At 61.5% G+C, this 20,156-nt stretch carries 15 protein-coding genes and 2 pseudogenes; 8 read left to right on the forward strand and 9 right to left on the reverse strand.

All coding sequences use genetic code 11. The features are described 5' to 3' along the window. The first annotated feature begins 157 nt into the window (after window positions 1-157). The 4 genes from HK436_RS26965 (at window position 158) to HK436_RS26980 (ending at window position 5,321) form a co-directional block, all read left to right on the forward strand. Window positions 158-1,663 carry an ABC transporter substrate-binding protein gene (locus HK436_RS26965; protein ID WP_173194731.1) on the forward strand — a complete coding sequence of 502 codons (1,506 nt, stop codon included), beginning with the start codon at window positions 158-160 and terminating at the stop codon, window positions 1,661-1,663. Between the two features lie 80 nt (window positions 1,664-1,743). Then, on the forward strand, window positions 1,744-2,688 hold the full coding sequence (locus HK436_RS26970; RefSeq protein WP_173194732.1) for an ABC transporter permease: 945 nt from the start codon (window positions 1,744-1,746) through the stop codon (window positions 2,686-2,688). Between the two features lie 36 nt (window positions 2,689-2,724). After that, entirely contained in the window at window positions 2,725-4,518 is a 1,794-nt protein-coding gene (locus HK436_RS26975; protein WP_173194733.1) for a dipeptide/oligopeptide/nickel ABC transporter permease/ATP-binding protein, read from the forward strand. After that, window positions 4,515-5,321 carry an ABC transporter ATP-binding protein gene (locus HK436_RS26980; protein WP_173194734.1) on the forward strand — a complete coding sequence of 269 codons (807 nt, stop codon included), beginning with the start codon at window positions 4,515-4,517 and terminating at the stop codon, window positions 5,319-5,321. The genes HK436_RS26975 and HK436_RS26980 overlap by 4 nt, the downstream gene beginning before the upstream one ends. A 3-nt stretch (window positions 5,322-5,324) precedes the next feature. Here HK436_RS26980 and HK436_RS26985 read toward each other — a convergent pair whose 3' ends face one another. The 5 genes and pseudogenes from HK436_RS26985 to relB all read right to left on the reverse strand — a co-directional run bounded on the left by HK436_RS26985 (window position 5,325) and on the right by relB (window position 11,579). Then, window positions 5,325-6,392: a LacI family DNA-binding transcriptional regulator gene (locus HK436_RS26985; RefSeq protein WP_173194735.1), complete on the reverse strand. Its 1,068-nt coding sequence runs from the start codon at window positions 6,390-6,392 to the stop codon at window positions 5,325-5,327. A gap of 82 nt (window positions 6,393-6,474) precedes the next feature. Then, the gene (locus HK436_RS26990; protein ID WP_173194845.1) at window positions 6,475-8,022 is read right to left on the reverse strand and encodes an acetolactate synthase large subunit; all 1,548 of its coding nucleotides are present in this window, start codon (window positions 8,020-8,022) and stop codon (window positions 6,475-6,477) included. A gap of 87 nt (window positions 8,023-8,109) precedes the next feature. Next, window positions 8,110-9,557 (reverse strand): annotated as a pseudogene (locus tag HK436_RS26995) (NAD-dependent succinate-semialdehyde dehydrogenase). Between the two features lie 68 nt (window positions 9,558-9,625). Continuing rightward, entirely contained in the window at window positions 9,626-10,921 is a 1,296-nt protein-coding gene (gene gabT / locus HK436_RS27000; protein ID WP_173194736.1) for a 4-aminobutyrate--2-oxoglutarate transaminase, read from the reverse strand. A gap of 76 nt (window positions 10,922-10,997) precedes the next feature. Next, a complete protein-coding gene (gene relB, locus HK436_RS27005) occupies window positions 10,998-11,579 on the reverse strand; it encodes a type II toxin-antitoxin system RelB family anti-toxin (RefSeq protein ID WP_173194737.1) in 582 nt (193 codons plus the stop codon). A 665-nt stretch (window positions 11,580-12,244) separates the two neighbouring features. On the opposite strand from relB, the pseudogene HK436_RS27010 reads away from it, so the two are divergent. Next, window positions 12,245-12,897 (forward strand): annotated as a pseudogene (locus tag HK436_RS27010) (LssY C-terminal domain-containing protein). Between the two features lie 141 nt (window positions 12,898-13,038). On the opposite strand, the gene HK436_RS27015 reads toward HK436_RS27010, so the two are convergent. Then, entirely contained in the window at window positions 13,039-14,415 is a 1,377-nt protein-coding gene (locus HK436_RS27015) for a sensor histidine kinase (RefSeq protein ID WP_173194738.1), read from the reverse strand. Beyond that, window positions 14,412-15,071, reverse strand: a complete 660-nt coding sequence (locus HK436_RS27020; protein ID WP_173194739.1) for a response regulator transcription factor — start codon at window positions 15,069-15,071, stop codon at window positions 14,412-14,414. The genes HK436_RS27015 and HK436_RS27020 overlap by 4 nt, the downstream gene beginning before the upstream one ends. Window positions 15,072-15,203: 132 nt before the next feature. On the opposite strand from HK436_RS27020, the gene HK436_RS27025 reads away from it, so the two are divergent. The 3 genes from HK436_RS27025 to HK436_RS27035 all read left to right on the forward strand — a co-directional run bounded on the left by HK436_RS27025 (window position 15,204) and on the right by HK436_RS27035 (window position 18,234). Beyond that, complete coding sequence (locus HK436_RS27025) at window positions 15,204-15,506, forward strand: PepSY domain-containing protein (protein ID WP_173194740.1); 303 nt, start codon at window positions 15,204-15,206, stop codon at window positions 15,504-15,506. Between the two features lie 22 nt (window positions 15,507-15,528). Next, window positions 15,529-17,523 (forward strand): LTA synthase family protein, encoded by a 1,995-nt coding sequence (locus HK436_RS27030; protein WP_206680593.1) that lies wholly within the window; start codon window positions 15,529-15,531, stop codon window positions 17,521-17,523. 213 nt (window positions 17,524-17,736) lie between these two features. Further along, a complete protein-coding gene (locus tag HK436_RS27035) occupies window positions 17,737-18,234 on the forward strand; it encodes a cytochrome b (RefSeq protein ID WP_173194741.1) in 498 nt (165 codons plus the stop codon). A 242-nt stretch (window positions 18,235-18,476) separates the two neighbouring features. Here the strand turns inward: HK436_RS27035 and HK436_RS27040 are convergent, their stop codons facing one another. Next, entirely contained in the window at window positions 18,477-19,271 is a 795-nt protein-coding gene (locus HK436_RS27040; protein ID WP_173194742.1) for an ABC transporter permease, read from the reverse strand. Between the two features lie 3 nt (window positions 19,272-19,274). Beyond that, on the reverse strand, window positions 19,275-20,156 hold the full coding sequence (locus tag HK436_RS27045; protein WP_173194743.1) for an ABC transporter permease: 882 nt from the start codon (window positions 20,154-20,156) through the stop codon (window positions 19,275-19,277).

Consider the following 20,156-nt stretch of genomic DNA (forward strand, 5'->3'; position numbering starts at 1 on the left):
AGCAGGCTTCGGAGAGCACTCTTGCAATCGTTCGCATGATGCCATACGAATTTAAAGAAAAAGCAACAACAACACTGGTTGCGTACCGGGAACACAGAATGGGCGAATCCCCCTTTACAACAGGGGATCTTCAGCCGCTCAAAAGGAGAAAGTGCCAATGCTTCAGAAGGCAATCGATTGCGCAAAATACGCCATTGCGGCCAGCTGCATCGCGACAGCAGGGTTGAGCGGCACGGCGTGGGCGGAGCCTGCCGGTACGCTCAAATGGGGCATCGGTTTCGAGCCGCAGGGCTGGAACCCGCAGCTTCCGCCGAACACCACCTACACGCAGCTGGTCTATGAAGGCCTCCTGCGCATGGCGCCGGACGGCACCACGCTCGAGCCTGCGCTTGCCACCGAATGGACAGTCACGCCGGAAAACATAACGTTCGTCCTGCGCCAGGACGTCCAGTTCCATGACGGCACACCATTCAACGCGGATGCGGTCATCGCCAATATCGAGAACGTTCAGAAGGCGTCCAACCGCTGGCGAGAGGCTATCGGCGGCATCGCGCAGGTGGTGAAGGTCAACGACTACACCGTCCGCTTCGAGCTCGACCGTCCGAGCCCGTCCCTGCCCTTCACGCTTTCGCAGCGCGGCCTCAACATGATCAGCCCGAAGGCGATCGCGGACGGCATTTGGGAGCGTGAGCCGGTCGGCACAGGACCTTACACCTATAACCAGGCTGACACCGTGTCGGGTTCCACCTATGTCTTCGACTTCTTCCCGGACTACTACGATCCTGAGTCGGTCGGGCCGGAGCGGGTCGAGATATCCTATCTGCCGGATGCCGCGTCACGCTACAACGCGCTGCTGGCAGGCCAGGTCGATGCTATCGATGGCGACCCGACGCAGATGGCCACGGCGGAATCCCAGGGCTTCTCCAATCAGGTCTGGCGCACGCTGCGCTATCACCTCTTGATGTTCGATCGCGCCGACGCGCTCGGCGACGTGCGGGTCCGCAAGGCTCTCTGCATGGCTATGCCCCTCGAGCACATCAACGCGGCGCGTTACGACGGCCTGCTGGAGTTCCCGAGCCAGCGCTTCGACGAGGGCGACCCCGCCCATGTCGCCGGGCTGGAACCCTACCCATACGACATCGAGGGCGCGAAGGCGCTGCTGGCCGAAGCCGGCGTGTCGAACCTCTCGCTGCAGTTCCCGAGCCCGGACTTCATGCGCATCATCTCGGAGCTGACGAAGGAAAGCTTTTCGATGATCGGCGTTGACGCCGAGATCATGATGATGCCGACGCCGGAATACTTCCAGAGCTTCTATTCCGGACGCTATCCGTTCATCGTCAACACGATGACTCCAGAAAATGGCGGCATGTTCAACTACTATCCATTCCGCTTCGCCCTGGATGGTCCGGCCAACACCTTCAAGGTCGAGCCGCCGGCACGCCTGGAAGAACTGTATCAGCTGGCGCTGACCGCGCCTGAAGCCGAGCAGCCAGCGCTTCTCCAGGAAATGACGCAGATCATCCATGACGAAGCTCTGGATTGCGGCTACTTTGATACGGCCGGCGTCGTGCACTACAACAGCGAGCGTATCGCGCAAATCGCCACCACCACGTGGGAGCCTTCCGCGCTGCGTTACAAGGACGTGCGCATGGTCGCCGAGTGATCCGAACGGGGGTGGCCTCGCGCCGCCCCCTTTCACTGTCTAATGGCAGTACCCTACCCTTGCACCTGCGTGAGGCCGGCATGTGGAAACTGACATTCGCTAGAACCATCGCTGCGGTTCCCGTCATCATCCTTGTCGCGCTCGTCGCCTTCATGCTCTTCCGGTTCGTGCCCGTGCAGGCGCCCGCCGCCATCCTCGGCGATGGCGCGACGCCCGAGGCCGTGGCCCGACTCACCGCGGAGATGGGGCTCGACCGACCTGCTCCCGTCCTATTCCTCGAATGGGTTGGAAACGCGCTGCAAGGCGACTTCGGCCGCTCCTACGTCACCAACCTCGAAGTCTCCAGCGAGATCGCTCACCGCCTGCCCATCACGCTTACGCTTGCTCTGGGCGGCATAGTCATAGCGGTGCTTCTCGGCGTTCCCACCGGCGTGGCGGCGGCGCTCTACCGCAATTCCTGGATCGACCGCGCCCTCACCGGCGTCGTCTCGGTTCTCCTGGCGATGCCGGGTTTCTGGCTTGCGCTCCTGCTCGTACTGGCCTTCGCCGTTCAGCTGCGCTGGCTGCCCGCTGCCGGCTACACGCCGCCCTCGGCCGGCCTCTGGCCATGGCTGCGCGGCTTTATCCTGCCCTGCCTAGCGCTGGGCCTCGGCGCCACGGCCAACATCGCCCGCCACACACGCTCCTCGATGCTTCAGCAGCTCGATTCCCAATATGCCCGCGCATTGACGGCGCGCGGATGCCCCCGCGGGCGTCTTGTAATGCGCTACTGCCTCAAGAACGCGATGATGCCAGTTCTGGCGATCATTGGAATGCTGACTGCGCTCATGCTCAGCGGCTCTTTCGTAATCGAAAAAGTCTTTTCGGTGCCGGGACTCGGCTCGCTGATCCTCGATTCCATCAATCGTGGCGACACCCCCGTGCTTCAGGCCGTGGTGGTTGTGGTCGCGGTTTTCATAATCGTGGTGAACCTGCTGGTTGATATCGGCTACGGCCTCATCGACCCCAAGGTGCGGCCCGAATAGTGCCGCGCGACAAGTAATGATCGGACGTAAGTTGAGATGAGCGATCAGGCAACGAATACGCTTCAGGCGCCTCTGGAGACAGCGCTCGCCGACACGCAGCAAAAGCGCCCTGCCTTTCTGGCGCGGCTGCTGGCGCAGCCTTCAACCGTACTGGCCCTCTTCTGGGTGCTGCTGCTGGTCGTCGTCGCTATCTTCGCGCAATACGTCTCCCCTTATGACCCCAACGCATCGAGCGTCATGCGACGGCTGCAAGGCCTGTCGCAGGAGAACCTGTTAGGCACCGACGACCTCGGCCGCGACCTGCTTTCTCGCGCCATGTGGGGCGCGCGGGTCGCGCTGCTGGCCGTCACCCAGGCCGTCCTTCCCGCCATGCTGGTCGGCGTGCCCATCGGCCTCTTCGTCGCCTATCGCGGCGGTTGGTGGGACCGTGTGGTGATGCGTCTGGTCGAAGTCGAGCAGGCGATCCCGATGCTGCTCTTCGCCTTCACCTTCATTGCGATCTTCGGGCGCGGCCTCACCAATGCGATGCTGGCCGTCAGCCTCGGTTTCGCAATGTCGTATCTGCGGCTCACGCGCGCCGTTGTTTTGGCCGAGCGGCCCAAAGCTTACGTGCAGGCGGCTGAGATACAGGGCTACTCTACGCTTCGCATCCTGTTCCGCCACATTCTGCCCAACGCCATCGGCCCGATCGCGGTGCAGACGTCCATCCTTGCCGGCGTCGCGATCCTTATCGAAGCAATGCTGAGCTTCCTCGGCCTCGGTGTCTCGACGGGCAGCCCAAGCTGGGGCGCGATGCTCGACGATGCCCGCCGCTTCCAGATTCAACAACCGCTGCTGTCCCTGGTACCCGGCGCCGCCATCACGCTAACCGTGCTGTCCTTCAATCTTCTGGGAGACGGTTTCCGCGACGCCTTCAACAGCGATCTCATCATCCCGAAGCGCAAGAAGGGCTCCATTCCTGCGGCCGTCGCTCCGGAACCGGATGCGCCGCTGACGCAGAATTCCACCGCGACTTCAGATGCGGTCCTTGCTCTCAACAATGTCAGCGTCGAATTCCCCAGCTACAGCGGCAGCTTTCAGCGGGTGGTCAGCAACATCTCCTTTTCTATCGCACCGGGTGAAATCTACGGGCTCGTGGGCGAATCCGGCTCTGGCAAGTCGATGACCACGTCAGCCATTCTTGGTCAGGTGCCGAAGCCGGGCCGCATCGCCGGCGGCAGCATCGTGCTCGCCGGCCGCCAGCTCGTGGGTCTGCCCGAGCGGCAGATGAGCCGCATCCGTGGCCGCGAGATAGGCGCGGTGTTCCAGGATCCGATGATGGCGCTGTCGCCCGTCCACAAGGTTGGCGACCAGATGATTGAGGGCCTCGTCCGCCACGAAGGCATATCGCGGAAGCAAGCGCTTGCCCGGGCAGCCGAGCTGCTCGACCTCGTTGGCGTCACTGATGCCCGCAACCGCCTTGACGATTATCCGCACCAGTTCTCCGGTGGCATGGCGCAGCGCGCGATGGTCGCTGCCGCCCTCATCTGCAAGCCGAAGCTCTTGATCGCCGACGAGCCGACGACCGCGCTCGACGTCACCGTCCAGAAGCAGGTTCTCGAACTGCTGCTACAGCTACGCGGGACGCTCGGTATGTCGGTGCTGTTCATCACGCATGATCTTGCCGTGGTTGCCCAGCTCTGCGACCGCGTCGGCGTCATGAAGCTCGGCGAACTGGTCGAGGAAGGTACGACCGCGCAGCTCTTCGCCAATCCCGAACATCCCTATACGCGGCAGCTCATGCTCGCCCGCGAGATGCTTGACGGCCCGGCCGGAAAGAGCGCGTCATGAGCACCAGCGACATCCTGCGCGTCGAAGACCTGCGTATCCGCTACGAAAAGGGCCGTTCCATCTGGGGCATCCCCCGCTACGGCGATGTCGTGCACGGCGTGTCTTTCTCCGTGAAGCAGGGCGAGACGTTTGGCCTCGTCGGTGAATCCGGCTCAGGCAAGAGCACCATCGGCAAGGCGATCCTGCGCCAGATCCCGGTCATCGGCGGCACGATCACCTTCGACGGGCAGCGCGTCACCGACTGGCCGGACGGCCGCACACCGCTTTCCTATCGCCGCGCCGTGCAGGTGGTGTTCCAGAGCCCGCGCCTCTCCCTCAACGCCCGCATGCTGGCGCGCGACACCGTTGCCGAGGCAGTCGCATTCCATCTGGGCTACAAGGGATCGCAGCTCGACGGCCACGTGGCGCAACTATTCGACGATGTGGGCCTGCCGCGCCATTTCGGCGAGCGCTATCCGGACGAACTTTCGGGTGGCCAGCAGCAGCGCGTCGCTATCGCGCGTGCGCTCGCCTGCGATCCGAAACTCGTTATCTGCGACGAAGCCGTCAGCGCGCTAGACGTGTCGACCCAGGCGCAGGTCATCGCGCTGCTTCGCCGGCTCCAGCAGGAACGCGGCCTCAGCTATGTGTTCATCTCTCACGATCTCGGCGTGGTGCGGAACTTGTGCCATTCGGTCGGCGTGCTCCAGCATGGCCGCTTCACCGATCTGGGCAGCACGCAGAAGGTGTTCGAACGGCCCAAGAGCCAGTACACGCGCGACCTGCTCAGCGCGATCCCGCGCGTCCCTGGCAAGGCAGCCTGAACGTCAGACCCTCCGGGTCGATCCTCTAACGACCAGCTCCGGTGCCAGCACGATGCTGCGTCGCGCGCCGCCGTCGTGGTTGATTTCACTCATCAACAGGCGCGCAGCCTCGCGGCCCAATTCGCGATGGCTGATGCGGATGGTGGTCAGCGGCGGGTGCACCATGTCGACCAACGGCATGTCGTTGTGGCCGACGATCGAGATATTGTCTGGCACGTCCAGCCCGGCCGCGTACACGGCATCATAGGCGCCCAGCGCGACGAGATCGTTGGATGCGACGACCGCCGTTATGCCCGGATGATCCTTGAGCATGGTCTGCATGGCCTCCTGCCCGGCCGCGCGCGTATAGCCTGCACATTCCACGACAGGCGCATCGTTCGCGGCCAGGCCTACGTCGGCAATGCCCTCGCGAAACCCCTTGTTGCGCAGAAAGCCCGTCGAAAGGTTCTGCGGCCCGGCCAGATGTCCGATCCGGCGGTGGCCCGCCTCGTAGAGATGGTCGATCGCCAGCCGCATGCTGTGCACGTCGTCGGTGGTCACCGATGACACGCGCATCAGGCTTTCTGCCCGATTGACCAGCACCACCGGCAGCCTCTCGTTCATGCATTGCTGCACGAGATCGTCGTTACGGCTCACGGTCGCGAGGATCAGCCCCTCGACGCGCCGGGCGACCAGTTCGAACATCATCTCGGTCTGGCTGCGCGCCTCTGTGCCGACATCCGCGACGATGGTGGCGAAGCCTGCCTCGGAGGTCACTTCTGCAATGCCGCTCAAGATCGGCGAGAAGACCGGATTGCTGATGTCAGGCAGGAACACGCCGATCAGTTTGGAGCGGCCGGTGCGCAGGCTTGCCGCCGCCGCGTTGGGATAGTAGCCGAGCTTCTTGGCGGCCTGCTCGATGCGTTCGGAGGTTTCCTTGCGGATCAGCCCGCGCGTCGTTGGGTTGAGCGCGCGCGAAACCGTCGACGGATGCACGCCGAGCTCTTCCGCGATTTTCTTGATCGTCGTTGCCCCGCCGCGCTGCACGATGCTCTCCTCGCCAAGCAGCGCACCAAGACTTGCGCCGCGCATAGCTTAACGCATTCGATTGCACGGGGAAATATAGCGAACTCCTCCATCCCGCCCAATCGCGGGATAGAGGCGTTTTATTTGCTTAGATTACAGCTTCGATAAGGAACGGGCCCTTATTCGCCAGCGCGCTGTCGAGCAGGCGAGCGAATTCTTGCGCCGTGGTGGCGCGGCCTGCCTCAACGCCCATGCCGCGCGCAATCTCGCACCAACTCAGATTCGGACGGTCGAGGTCGAGCATGGCGCGGGCGTTCCTGCCGAACTGATTGACGCCGACATTGCGCATCTCGCCCTGCAGAATTGCGTAGGAACTGTTAGCGAAGACGATGGTCACGACATCGAGGTTTTCGCGTGCTTGCGTCCACAAACCCTGCACGGTGTACATGCCGCTGCCGTCGGCCTGCAAAAGTACGACCTTGCGCTCCGGGCACGCGATAGCCGCGCCTATCGATAGGGGAATGCCCTCGCCGATCGCGCCGCCGGTCAGCGGAACGTGGTCATGCGGCTGCATGATGCTGGCGAATTGCGCGAAGCCACGTCCCGACGTGATCGATTCGTCGCAAATTATAGCGTTCTCGGGCAGGCGGCGGGCCACCATTTGTCCGATACTGTCGGGATGGAGCGCGTCGGTCGGCTCCCCGATCTCGTGCGTCTTCAGGCTCGCCAGAACCGGTTTTGCCGTGTGCGCACCAACTTCCGAGCATAGCTGCTCTAGGGACAGACGCAGGTTCGAGGCAGAATCGCCCAACTGGATCACAGCACAGTCCTTGGGCAGGAGCGTGCTCGGCTTGCCGGGATAGGCGAAGAACGCCACCGGCTCGCCCTTGCCGACGCATATGGCGACCTGGATGTCGGCCAGTGCAGCAACGGCCATTTCGAGCACATAGGGGACCGGGCGCACGGCGACTCGGCCTGCGCCGCGCTCGCTGCGACCCGACGTCTGCGAGAACAGCACGGCACCCGTCTTTGCAGCCAGCTTACCTGCCAGTTCCAGCGCATCGGCGCGCAGCGCCGTGCCGGAAAGGAAGATGCCAACTTTCTTGCCGCTCGACAGAGCCACCGCCGCTGCCATGATGCTTTCGGCGGAAGCAGCCGGAGCGTCGGGTACCGTCTGCGCATTCAGCTCTTCGGGCTCGACCTCGCCCCACGCCGCATCGGCGGGGAGTATCATGGTTGACACGCCACGCCGAGCAATGGAGGCCAGATAGGCCTCCTCCGTTACTCCGCGCACACGCTCCGCCGCCGTCGCACGGCCGACCCAGGCCGACATCGGGCGGGCGAGCCCATCGATATCGCTCGTCAGCGGCGCGTCATACTGCAGATGATAGGTCGCATGGTCGCCCACCACGTTGATCATCGGCGTGTGGGCACGGCGTGCATTGTGCATGTTGGCAAGGCCGTTGGCGAGGCCAGGGCCGGTGTGCAGCAGCGTTACCGCGGGCTTGTCGGCCATGCGCGCATATCCGTCGGCGGCTCCGGTCACGACGCCCTCGAACAGACCGAGCACACAGCGCATCTGGGGCTTGCGGTCCAGCGCCGCGACGAAGTGCATCTCGGAGGTTCCCGGATTTGCAAAACACACGTCCACGCCATTCACGAGCAGGACGTCACAGAGCATGTCCGCGCCGTTCATCATGTTTCCCTCATATTCTTGTCATTGTATGATCGTTCGCTCCCGACAGCGGACCTTAGGTCTCCGGCAGGCCCGTGTGCGAAGGGCTCAGGGCGACGCGTTCGTCACGAATTTGGTGACCAGGTAGGCGTTGATAGCCTCCGAACCGCCCTCGGTGCCGTAGCCGGAATCCTTGATGCCGCCGAACGGCACTTCCGGCAGCGCCAGACCGTTGTGGTTGATCGACGTCATTCCCGCCTCAATGCGCACGCCAAGTTGCTGGGCGGTGTTGGCCGAGCCGGTGAAAGCGTAGGAGGCGAGGCCAAACGGCAGGCGGTTCGCCTCGTCGATCACCTCGTCCAGCGTCGAAAAGGGAGAGAACACCGCGACGGGACCGAACGGCTCCTCGTTCATGATGCGCGCGGTTTTCGGCACGTTGGACAGCACCGTCGGCTCGAAGAAATTTCCGACATTGCCGATGCGGCGGCCGCCCGTCTTGAGCTCGGCCCCGTGGTCCACCGCGTCCTGGATCAACGCTTCCAGCGCCGGGATGCGACGCTCGTTGGCGAGCGGGCCCATCTGCGTGCCCTCCTCGAAGCCACTGCCGACCTTGATCGCCTTCGCAGCCTCGGTGAACGCATCCACGACCTCGTGGTAGACGCCTTCCTGCACGAGGAAGCGCGTCGGCGAAACACAGACCTGTCCGGCGTTGCGGAACTTCGAACCGGCCAGCACCTTCACGGCGTTGTCGAGATCGGCATCCTCGAAAATAATAGCAGGCGCATGACCGCCCAGTTCCATGGTCGACAGCTTCATGTGCTGCGCGCGAGCGCTGCAAGCTGCTTGCCCACCGGCGTCGATCCCGTGAAAGAGATCTTGCGGATCACCGGATGCGGGATGAGATATTCCGAAATCTCGGCGGGAACGCCGTAGACGAGGTTGATCACACCTGCAGGAACGCCTGCATCGACAAAGGCACGGATGAGTTCGGCGGGCGATGCCGGCGTTTCTTCAGGTGCCTTGACGATGATCGAGCAGCCGGCGGCGATCGCCGCCGAAAGCTTGCGCACCACCTGGTTGATCGGGAAGTTCCACGGCGTGAACGCTGCAACCGGGCCGACCGGCAGCTTGAATGCCATCTGGGTCACGCCCGGCATGCGGGCGGGGATGATCTGGCCGTAGGTGCGGCGGGCCTCCTCGGCGAACCAGTCGATGATATCCGCCCCAGCCATCACTTCCATCGTCGCTTCGCCGACAGGTTTGCCCTGCTCGCGCGTCATCATCTTCGCGATTTCGCCGGCGCGCTTACGCAGAAGCTCGGCGGCTTTGCGCATCACCTTGGATCTTTCGTAGGCCGAGGTAGCCCTCCACACCTTGAAGCCACGATCTACAGCGGCAAGGGCTGCATCCAGGTCGGCCCTTGTCGCGTGCGCGACCGTACCGATCTTTTCGCCCGTCGCCGGGTCGAGAACCGGGATGGTCCTGCCTTCGACGCCATCGCGCCATTCGCCGTCAATCAAAAGCTGAGTGTTGGGATAGGTCTTGCCGTCGGCCATGATCACGCTCCACAAGAGCAAGTGGAGGCGACGCCATCGCGCCGCCTTGTTTTGGGTGTCCGGTCTGCTTAGACGGCAGACGCCGAGATTGCAGCTTCGATCGAAGCCTCCAGAATATCCAGCCCTTCAGCCAGAATGTCTTCCTCAATGGTCAGCGGGGTCAGAATGCGCACGACATTCAGGCGGGTGCCGCAGGACAGCAGGATCAGACCGCGCTTTTCCGCTTCAGCGACGATGGCGTTGGTCAGCGCCGGGTCGGCGTCCTTGGTGTCACGATCCTTGACGAGCTCGAACGCCACCATCGCGCCCAGCCCGCGCACGTCGCCGATGGCCTCCATGCCCTGACGCTCGGAGATAACCGTGAGACGATCCTTGATGCGCTGCCCCACGAAGGCGGCGCGCTCGCAAAGCTTCTCCTGCTCGATCACGTCGAGCACTGCATTGGCGGCGGCGACGGAGAGCGGATTGCCACCATATGTACCGCCGAGTCCGCCCGGATGCGCGGCATTCATGATCTCAGCGCGGCCGGTGACGGCCGAAAGCGGGAAACCACCAGCGAGACCCTTGGCCATGGTGATAAGGTCGGGCTTCACGCCGGCATGCTCGAAGCCGAACATCTTGCCGGTGCGGCCCATGCCAGCCTGCACTTCGTCTGCAATCAGCACGATGCCGTAGCGGTCGGCCACTTCGCGCAACGCAACCAGGAATTCCGTCGGCGCGACGTTGAAGCCGCCTTCGCCCTGCACCGGCTCGACGATGAGCGCCGCGACACGCTCCGGGTCAATGTCCGACTGGAAAAGACGTTCGAGACCCGCCAGCGAGTCCTCCAACGAGACCCCCAGATAGGTGTTTGGGAACGCTACGTGGTAGATGTCGCTTGGGAACGGGCCGAAATTCTTCTTGTAGGGCGAGACTTTGCCGGTCAGCGCCATGCCCAGCATGGTGCGGCCGTGGAACGCGCCGGTGAAGGCGATGACGCCCGGGCGCTTGGTGTAGGCGCGCGCGATCTTTACCGCGTTCTCCACCGCTTCCGCTCCGGTGGTCACCAGCATGGTGCGGTTTTCGGCGCCCGTTGGCGCGATTGCGTTGAGCCGCTCGGCCAGACGAATATAGCCTTCATAGGGCGCGACATGAAAACAGGTGTGGGTGAAATGCTCGGCTTGATGGCGCACGGCCTCCATCAACGCGGGATGGCGGTGACCAGTATTATTAACGGCGATGCCTGCTGCAAAGTCGATGAATCGACGGCCAGCTACATCCCATAGTTCTGCATTAAGAGCTCTTTCCGCGTAGATGGCCCGTGTGCCGACACCCGTGGAAACGGCGGCAAGCTGACGTGTGGCGAGTTGGGATGCGGCTGTCATGGAGGGTCCTCAGAATACAAGTCCAGACCTCATATCACTGTATAAAATATTGAACAACCGCTTCCTTTGCGGACTCTCATAGATAGGGTGGCGTGCACGCGGATATGACGATGGTTCTTTTGGCTGAAAGGTTGCGAAAGCGGTGAGGTATCCGACTGTCGAAAAGATAAGCTTCCCCCGCCGCGAGAACGCGGGTCACGTCTCCGACAGTTAGCTCCAACTCGCCCTCGACCACGTAACCGCCCTCGTTGGAGGGATGCTGAAGCAGCAGTTCTCCCGTATCCGCACCGGGCTCGTAAAGCTCGTGGAGGATCTGCAGATTGTGCGAAACTGCATCACCGATCTGGCTGAGATAAACACGCCCGCCTCCAAGGGCGTTGGCGGCAATACGCGAAGTCAAATCGACAAACTCGCCAGGGGCAAAGAACGGCCCCTTGGGCACACCACGATCCGATTCGAAGAAATCCGCCATGCTTACGCCTAGGCCGCTCAATATTTTGCGAAGCGTAGATACGGAAGGGCTGTTGCGGTTCATCTCGATATTGGAGATTTGAGCGTGAGGCACGCCGGCAAGCCCTGCAAGCTGTCGCTGCGAAAGCCCTGCCGATAAACGCATCGCCTTGAGCCTGCTACCTACATCGAATTCTTCGGCAATCATGCCACTGCATCTCCATCTGTCGTCTCCAAAGCAGACAATATTTTATCCGCTCCACTTTCCATCTAATTCGATTCTTGCTGGAGCGGGGCAGCATTCGTGCGTTTGGTCGTTCAGGATCTGCACACGCTGCACGGTTAAAAGCTTTGAGATCGTTGGTCTGGCCTTCGGGCGATGTCACATAAACAGGGATGAGCCATAGTTGCAGGCGTCCTGGCCAAGCGACCCAGAATGGTGGCGCATCATCCACTCATCACGCAAGCAGGGCTTCATAGCCGCCATCGTCTCGCCGGCCTGAGATATCGGAGCGTTTTAGTTGCCGTGTGCTGGCCGCTCGATCGGTCCGGCAAGCGATTGTTGGCTGCCTTCGGTAAGCTTGTCATAAGCAACCGGAATGGGGAGTTACTGGCTTCAATTCTGATGGTTTAGGCCAGCGGAAAAGCCGATAATGACGGAAAACGCCCCCACCTTTGTGGAAACACATCGTTATGAGTGAGCAGCTTCCTAGACCGATGCGTGCCCGACGTGGACGAAAAGAACACAGGCTCGTTCGCTGTCTAGCGCTTAGCGTCAGTGCAATCGTAATTGTTTGGGCGGGCATGGGTTATCTTATTCTGCCGTTCGCCCTGCGCCACTATGAGCATCAGACAGCGCTGGACGGCCTTCAGATGGTGACACACACCTCGGACGGCTTGGCGGGCGACCCTTTAAATGTTGGAATTGTTGGAACTCGTGACGAACTCGTAACCGCCATGGCAGCGGCAGATTGGTCTCCGCGGATCCCGTGACGCTGCGCACCAGCATCGAGATCATCGGTAGCGTGGTTTTTGACGAAGCCTATCGCCAAGCGCCCGTCAGTCCACTGTTCTACCAAGGGCGGCGGCAGGACCTCGCTTTCGAGAAGGAGGTCGGCCATAGCGCAGACCGGCGCCAGCATGTACGCTTCTGGACTGTCCTTTCCGCTGGTATGGAGGGTCGACCGGTCTGGCTCGGGTCCGCTTCGTTGGATGTCGGCGTAGGGCTCAGCCACTACACCGGCGCGGTGACCCACGCGATCTCTCCGGACGTCGATGCCATGCGCGACAAACTGGCCGCGGACCTCGCTGCGACCGGACATGTAGCCGAGGTCTACGAGGTGACAGGCGTCGGCTTCACCGTCAACGGACGCAACGGAGAGGGTGACCGCTACTATACCGATGGCGAGATTCGCTTCTCCGTTCTTGCTGGCCCAGGAGCAGAGGGACGCCAGCCGCCGCCGGTTCGGCCCAACCCGCCGCTTGTCGATCTCAAGAACGCGTTGTGGCATGCCGCCTCTAATTGACTCCCATGGCGAAGCGTTATGATGTTCCATGTGCACGTGATCCCGGCCGACGCGGCGCGCGCTGACCCTCGAGGTCGCCGCTTGAGCGCGCATAGGTGACGAAACCAAAAACGGCATGACGGAACGTGGTTCATTTCTGGCTCATGGACGGTCACCGATGGGCGATGCACGTGTGTCCGATGCGCTGGGCAGCCGGATCGCCACTTCAAAACCATCGACACGGCCGGTGGCCGGCGATCTGAATTCAATTGTTCCATCCATTGTTTTGACAAATGAAATCGCAATGGCGAGCCCAAGACCGGACCCAGCCGCGCCGGTGCGACCGCGCCTGAAGCGCTTTACGAGGTCGGTCAATTGCTCCGCCGGAATAACCTGACCGCCATTTGCGACAGTTATGACGCCGGCTTCCGATAGAGCGACTATTACCGGCGTTTCCTCGGCCCCATGGAACAGTGCGTTTTCAATGAGATTGCGCAAGACAATTCCAAAAGCATCTACATCGATCCGCCGCATCATGGACAAGCCCTTCGGCGCGTCGAATTGAAGACGCCCCACATAAGCCCGCATGCGCTGAAACTCCTCGACGACCAGCTTGATGATCGGCACGAGATCCGCCTCCACATCGGACATGCCGATCCCGGAATCAGCGCGCGCCATCTGCAGCAGTTTTTCCGTCAGTCGGCTGAGATTGGCGAGCGAAGCCTCAACCTCTCTCGCCCGTGTCTTGACGGGTCCTTCAGACAGTTCGCGAACAAGCCGCTGTGTCTGCGCGAGCGCACCGGCGATCGGCGTGCGCAGTTCGTGGGCGCTGTTGGCGGCAAATTCACGCTCGCTTTCAAGCGCCGCGCGCAGTCGGTCGAGCAGGCGATCGACCGAGCTTTCCATGTCACGAAGTTCTGCCGGAAGGCCGGCAAGCGCGACCGGTGCGAGATTGCCTCCATCTCGCGTACTGATCGCCTCCCGAAACCGATCGAGCGGCGCGAGCGTACGGCGTACTATCCACCAGATCGCCAGCACACTCAAAGGAACGAGAGGTACCAGTGGCAGGAATAGCGCCGCTGCAGTCTCGGCCATCGCTTCGCGGCGATGGAAGAGCGGATCGGCAACCTGCAGAAAGAGCGAGCCGCTGACAGATTCGGTTGTCAGAACGCGATGATTGGGGGTGGTAAAATAGCCCGCTTGCAGCGGCACATCGAATGGCTCGGCTGGCGCATCGTGGGAGTGAACGAGCACTTGGCCGCTTTGATCACGAAGCTGATAGGTTAAGTAGCTTTCGCTGCCCGCACTGCTTGCCAATGTTTGGCGTGGCCCGCCGTCTGATGTCTGGGACATCAGATCCTCTACCAGAAGCGGCATCAATCGATCTGATGTTTGCTGCAGAGCGCTGTCGAAAACTTCGTCAAACTCGCCGCGCATGACAAGCGCACCGGCGGCGACGGCAGCGATCCAGAACAACATTGTCGCGACTGTCAGCCCGACAATGAGGCGGCGGGTCATGCTGGAAGGCTTTGCTCTCATGTTGCCAGCCTGTATCCGAGCCCACGCAATGTCGCGATTGCTTCCGGCCCGAGCTTCTTGCGCAGCCGGCTGACATAGACCTCAACCGCATTGCTCTCGATCTCGGCGCCGAACTCGTAAAGGGCGTCTTCGATCGTGGATTTCGAAACGACCGCCCCGGGGCGGCTTGTCAGGGCATCGAGCACGGCCCATTCCCTTGCCGTCAGTTCGACGGTGGCTCCGTTCAGCTTTGCGATCCGCTCGGCGGCAAGGAGCTCGACCGGGCCAATTTTCACTGCAAGGTCGGGACCGATAGCCCCTGCACGCCGTCCGACGGCATGGATGCGCGCCGACAGTTCGCCGAGATCGAAAGGCTTGACCAGATAGTCGTCGGCGCCGGCATTGAGACCGGCGATACGGTCGGTAATCTGGTCGCGTGCGGTTACGATGATGACGGGAGTTCGATCGGCGCGCGCCCGCATATCACGAAGATGGCCGACGCCTTGGCCGTCAGGCAACTGCAGGTCGAGAAGCACCAAACCGTAGCTGGCGACTTTGGCGAAAGCCCGTGCCTGTTCCAGCGTCTCGGCCCAATCGACGGCATGGCCGTCCGCGGCAATATGATCGCGAACCGCGCTGCCTATCCTTCGATCATCTTCCACCAGCAATATTCGCATGTACGTCCTGTTCGGAGGCGAAATGATCCTAGGCGACGATCCTGACAGCGCGCTGATTATCAAGCTGCTTTCAGCCTGGTGTCAGGTTGATCCGCCAACAAGGCGAAGTCATCCACTGTTTTTGGAGATCGCATGAAAACCGTCGCAGCCACCACATTGGTCGCCGGCATGACCTTGCCAGCGTTCGCGAAAGCCGCGTGCGACGTCCCCGTCGCTGAATGGCTACCGCGCGAAGCGAGGCCTACATCGATGAAAATGAACCTGAGCTGGCTCCATATTTGCCTGCTGCTGGCCCCTCTCGTCGGTGCCGTCTGCCTGATGGCGATCGCGTCCGGCTCGGTCGTGGCGCACGCACCCAGAGCGCTGTCCAGCCACGCATCAGCGGGCCAGCATCGTTTTGCCCCTGACCACATCAGCCGGCAGCGTCACCTTTGACGATCTCGAACAGCGCCGGCACATGACCATGACGCATTCACCACCGCTTGACCGAGGCTTTGCACAGCGGCTTGTGCCGCTCCGGTCGCTGTTGCTCACCTATCCAACCATACTGGCCGCCTGCGCGCTGGCGATCTTCGTCGCAACCCGGCTTGGGCTCTCGATCTATAGCAGTCGCGACATCGGCCTGTCGGACATGCCTTTCGTGCTTGTCCGTGGTCTCTGGTTCGATCTCGTCACACTGGGGGCTCTGCTGTCGCCGTTCCTTCTGGTGAACGCCGTTCTCCCGGATCGGCTTCGTCGCAGTCGGATATTTGCCTGGCTCAGTAGGGTAACTGTATGGCTCGTGGTCGCTCTTCTGCTATTTTCGGCGGTTGGAGAGTTCCTGTTCTGGGAAGAGTTCTCGGTCAGGTACAATTTTATCGCGGTCGACTACCTCGTCTATACGCAGGAAGTCATTGCCAACATTTTCGAGTCCTATCCTGTGACGCCCCTGCTGATTTCGATAGCCGGGACGGCGGCTGTGATCGTTTGGTGCCTTCGTCACTGGTTCCGCGCCGCCGAGACGATGCCCTATAGCGCGCGTACACGTCTCACGATGCTAGCGCTCGCTGTTGTCGGGCCGATGTTGTCGCTTGTAGCCAGTATCGACCAGACGCGGGGATCGGGCAACGCCTATGCGGACGAACTCTCCGGCAACGGCTTGTTCAGCCTCGTGTCAGCATTCTTCCTGAACGAGCTGGACTACGACCGGTTCTACGCGACGCTGCCGAACAAACAGGCTACCGAGATTCTTGCTGGCCTCGGCATGCCGCGCGCCACCCCAAAACCGGCCGATTCTGATGGCCAGCAGCAGGCCGAATTCCCCGCATACCTGACACGCCGGCCTAAGAATGTCGTCTTGATCACGGTAGAGAGCCTTTCGGCCGAATTTCTCGGCAGTTACGGCAATGCGAAGGGACTGACCCCCAACCTCGACCGCATCGCCTCCCAGGGGCTGGTGTTCGACCGCCTCTTTGCTACCGGCACACGCACGGTGCGCGGTCTCGAAGCAACATCGCTCGGGACACCACCGGTGCCAGGTCAGGCGATCGTGCGGCGACCCAAGAGCGACCACCTGACGACGCTCGGCGAAATCCTCCATCATGCGGGGTTCGCGACAACATTCGTCTACGGCGGCAACGCCTACTTCGACAACATGGCGGCCTATTTTGGTGGCAACGACTACACGGTTCTGGACCGCGGCGATTTTCCGGTCGAAACGGTCGCTTTCGAGAACGCGTGGGGAGCGGCCGACGAAAGCCTGTTCGACAATGCGGCGAAACGGCTCGACGATCACACCGCGGATGGCACGCCATTCTTCATGCATATCATGACGTCGTCGAACCATCGGCCGTACACCTATCCCGACGGGCGCATCGATATTGCCTCACCGGGAGGGCGTGATGGAGCGGTCAAATACACCGACTACGCGATCGGCCACTTTCTTGAGACGGCATCGACTAGGCCGTGGTTCGCCGACACGCTTTTCGTGATCACGGCCGACCACTGTGCATCGGTGGCGGGCAAGACCGAGCTCCCCATCGGCAGCTACCTGATCCCGATGATCTTCTACGCGCCGGGTATCGTAAAACCGGGACGCATCACGGCGATGACGAGCCAGATCGACATCCCGCCGACACTCCTTCGCGTACTTGATGCGCCGGGAGAGGAGATGTTTTTCGGTCGCGCCATCACCGGCGGGACACCTATCGACGAACGAGCCTTTATCAGCAATTATCAGTCACTTGGTTATCTGAAGAACGGCCTGTTGACCGTGCTGCGCCCGAAAGGCCTGGTGCAAAGCTTCGCAATCGATCCCGCCACTTTGGCTTCACGGCCGGCGCCCATCGATAAGCGTCTGCGCGACGAAGCCATCGCCTACTACCAGACGGCGTCACGCAGTTTCAAAACGGGAGCCTTGCGTGCGGCGTGGCCAGAAGAAGACGTCCGCGTCAAAACGGAGATCGAGCAGTGAACGAGGCAGCGCCAGCCGGACTCGGCTGCCGAAAGTTCGTGACGATGGTTTCAAGCCACCCCTACCCGACGACCCACAATCCGCTCCATTTTCGGCGGCACCGGCTTCTTCGAACTCATAGAGAAGGCCGGAAATCTGGCATGATCCCGGTACCATTTCGTGCGTTCTCAACGGATATCTCAAACGTCACCCGTAAGATCGAGGATTCCAATTATGCAAAGACATAAACGTGGATATTCCGGTTTGCAGATATCGCTGCACTGGATCTTGGCAGCGCTCGTGCTGTTCCAGTTGATCTTCGGCGAGAGCATGACAGCGGTCGTCGACGCCGCGGAGGACCGTCTGCAAGCTAGCGGGGCCGACCTCGCACTCGGCTCAGCGCATTACTGGATCGGAATCGCAATCCTCGTGTTCGTCGGCTTACGCATACTACTTCGATTGACGAGCGGCGTGCCCCGGCCAGCCGACAGTGGGCCGGTATGGATGAGTGCGGCTGCTCGTGCTTCGCATATTCTGTTCTATATTCTTCTGGCGGCGACACCGATCCTGGGGCTTCTGGCGTACTATGTTGGCGATCCCTTCGGCGAGATCCACTCGCTCGCCAAGCCTGTGTTCATCTTGCTCATCGTGCTCCACGCAGCGGCTGCCCTGCTCCATCATTTCTGGCTCAAGGACGATACGTTGAAGCGGATTTTCATACCCGGTGTCTAACGGCGGACGATAAACCGCCTACGCCAGATCTCTTCGAATGCGGCGGGACACCGAACCTGCAGACATTCAGGGATCTCGCTATCTGCGTTGATCGCCCCGGCATGCGATTGAGTGGATCGACGCGGCGACACATCCCCCTCGGTTTGCGCCACAGTTTTGGCATCATCTCATCTCTCCCAATCAGCTTGTCCGCGCGCCGCAATGATCCCGGGCGGATGATCCGATTGCTATCGTTGCTCGGCCTACTTGCGATCCGGTTCGACAAAAAACTCCAGGCCGACCAGCCGCTCGAGAAGAATGACCAGCAGCAGCGTCATCACGACGAGCACCGTCGAAATCGCGGCAACCACCGGCGTCCCGCTCTCCTGGATAAAGGAGTAGGTCTCGACAGGCAGGGTTGTTATGAACGGGCCGACGAGAAACATGGTCACTGTCACCTCATCGAAGGACAGGATGAAGCTGAACAGCAGCGCGGTGATGATCCCCGGGCGCACCAGCGGCAGGGTCACGTGGCGGAACGTATACCAGTTCCGTGCTCCCATGCTCATGGACGCCTCTTCCAGTTCCCTGTCCAGCTTGCGCAGGCTCACGGAAATGGGCCGGTAGGCATACGGCAAGGTGATGATGCAGTGGACGAGAAGCAGCCCGGCAAAAGTGCCGTAGCCGCCGATCATCATCAAGAGCGACAGCATGGCGACGCCCAGTGCTGCGTGCGGAAAAAGAAGCGGCGTCATCACCGCGACTTCGAAGTAGCGCGTGAAGGCAGTCTGACGACGCGAGACGGCCAGCGCAGCGAGGAAGGCCACCGTGGTACTCAATAAGGCGCCGGCGATCGCCAACCCCAGGCTCACCACCAGAGCGCGCAGCCAGCGTGCATCCGTCAGGAACTCCTGGTACCAGCGTAGCGACAGTTCACCTGGCGGGAATTGGATGTAGCCGTCATGGCTGAAGGACGCCGCAGCGACGATAATAATCGGCGCGGGCATGAACAGCAGGACCGCCCAGATGCCGATCGTATCCCATCTCTGCTTCAGCATCGCCTAGCTCCCCTTCTGATCCATGAAGCGCGACAGCTTGCGTTCGAGTGCCTGCAACGGGAGCACAACGGCCAGTCCGGCGAGCAGGAGAAGGAAGGCAAGCATGGAGGCTTTCGGGAAATTGAAGGTCTGGATGACCTCCTGATACATTTGTGTTCCCATCATCCTGTCGCGTACGCCGCCAAGCAGAATCGGCGTCACGATGGCACCGGTCGACATGAGATAGACGAGCATCGTTCCCGTGATGATCCCCGGAACGGTCAAAGGCAGGGTGACACGAAAGAAAGTGTGGTAGCTGCGCGCGCCCAGACTGGCGCTCGCTTCCTCCAGACGGCGGTCGAGATGCAGCATGACCGACAGGATGGAGATGATCATGAACGGGATCAGAATGTGAACCAGTCCGATGACGACACCCGTGGTGTTGAACATCATCCGTACCGGCCGTTCGATAAGCCCGGCCCAGGCAAGAAACTCGTTGATCAGGCCTTTGGGACCGAGGATGACCATCCAGCCGTAAGTGCGAACAACAATCGATACCAACCACGGCAGGATGATCAATATCATCAGGTGGCTGCGGTTGCCCTTGTAGCGCCACATCGCGTAGGCGATCGGATATCCAATCACGACGCACAGCGCGGCTACCAGCAGCGACACGCGAATTGTCCTGAAGAGGATGTCCCGGTAGTCGGCACGGGAAAAGAAGTCGGTATAGAGCGCCAGGCTCAGCCGGCCCTCATCGACGAAAGACGAGGCGATGAGCTGCACCACGCTCACGCCAAACAGGCCAAGCAACAAAACAGCGGGCGCTAGCAGCAACAACCTGCCCCACGCCTCGCGTCCGGGGCCGCGCAGCTTCTGCCTGAACGCCAAATCCGTTGAAGACAT

Source organism: Neoaquamicrobium sediminum (assembly GCF_013240295.1).
GTDB classification, from domain to species: domain Bacteria; phylum Pseudomonadota; class Alphaproteobacteria; order Rhizobiales; family Rhizobiaceae; genus Aerobium; species Aerobium sediminum.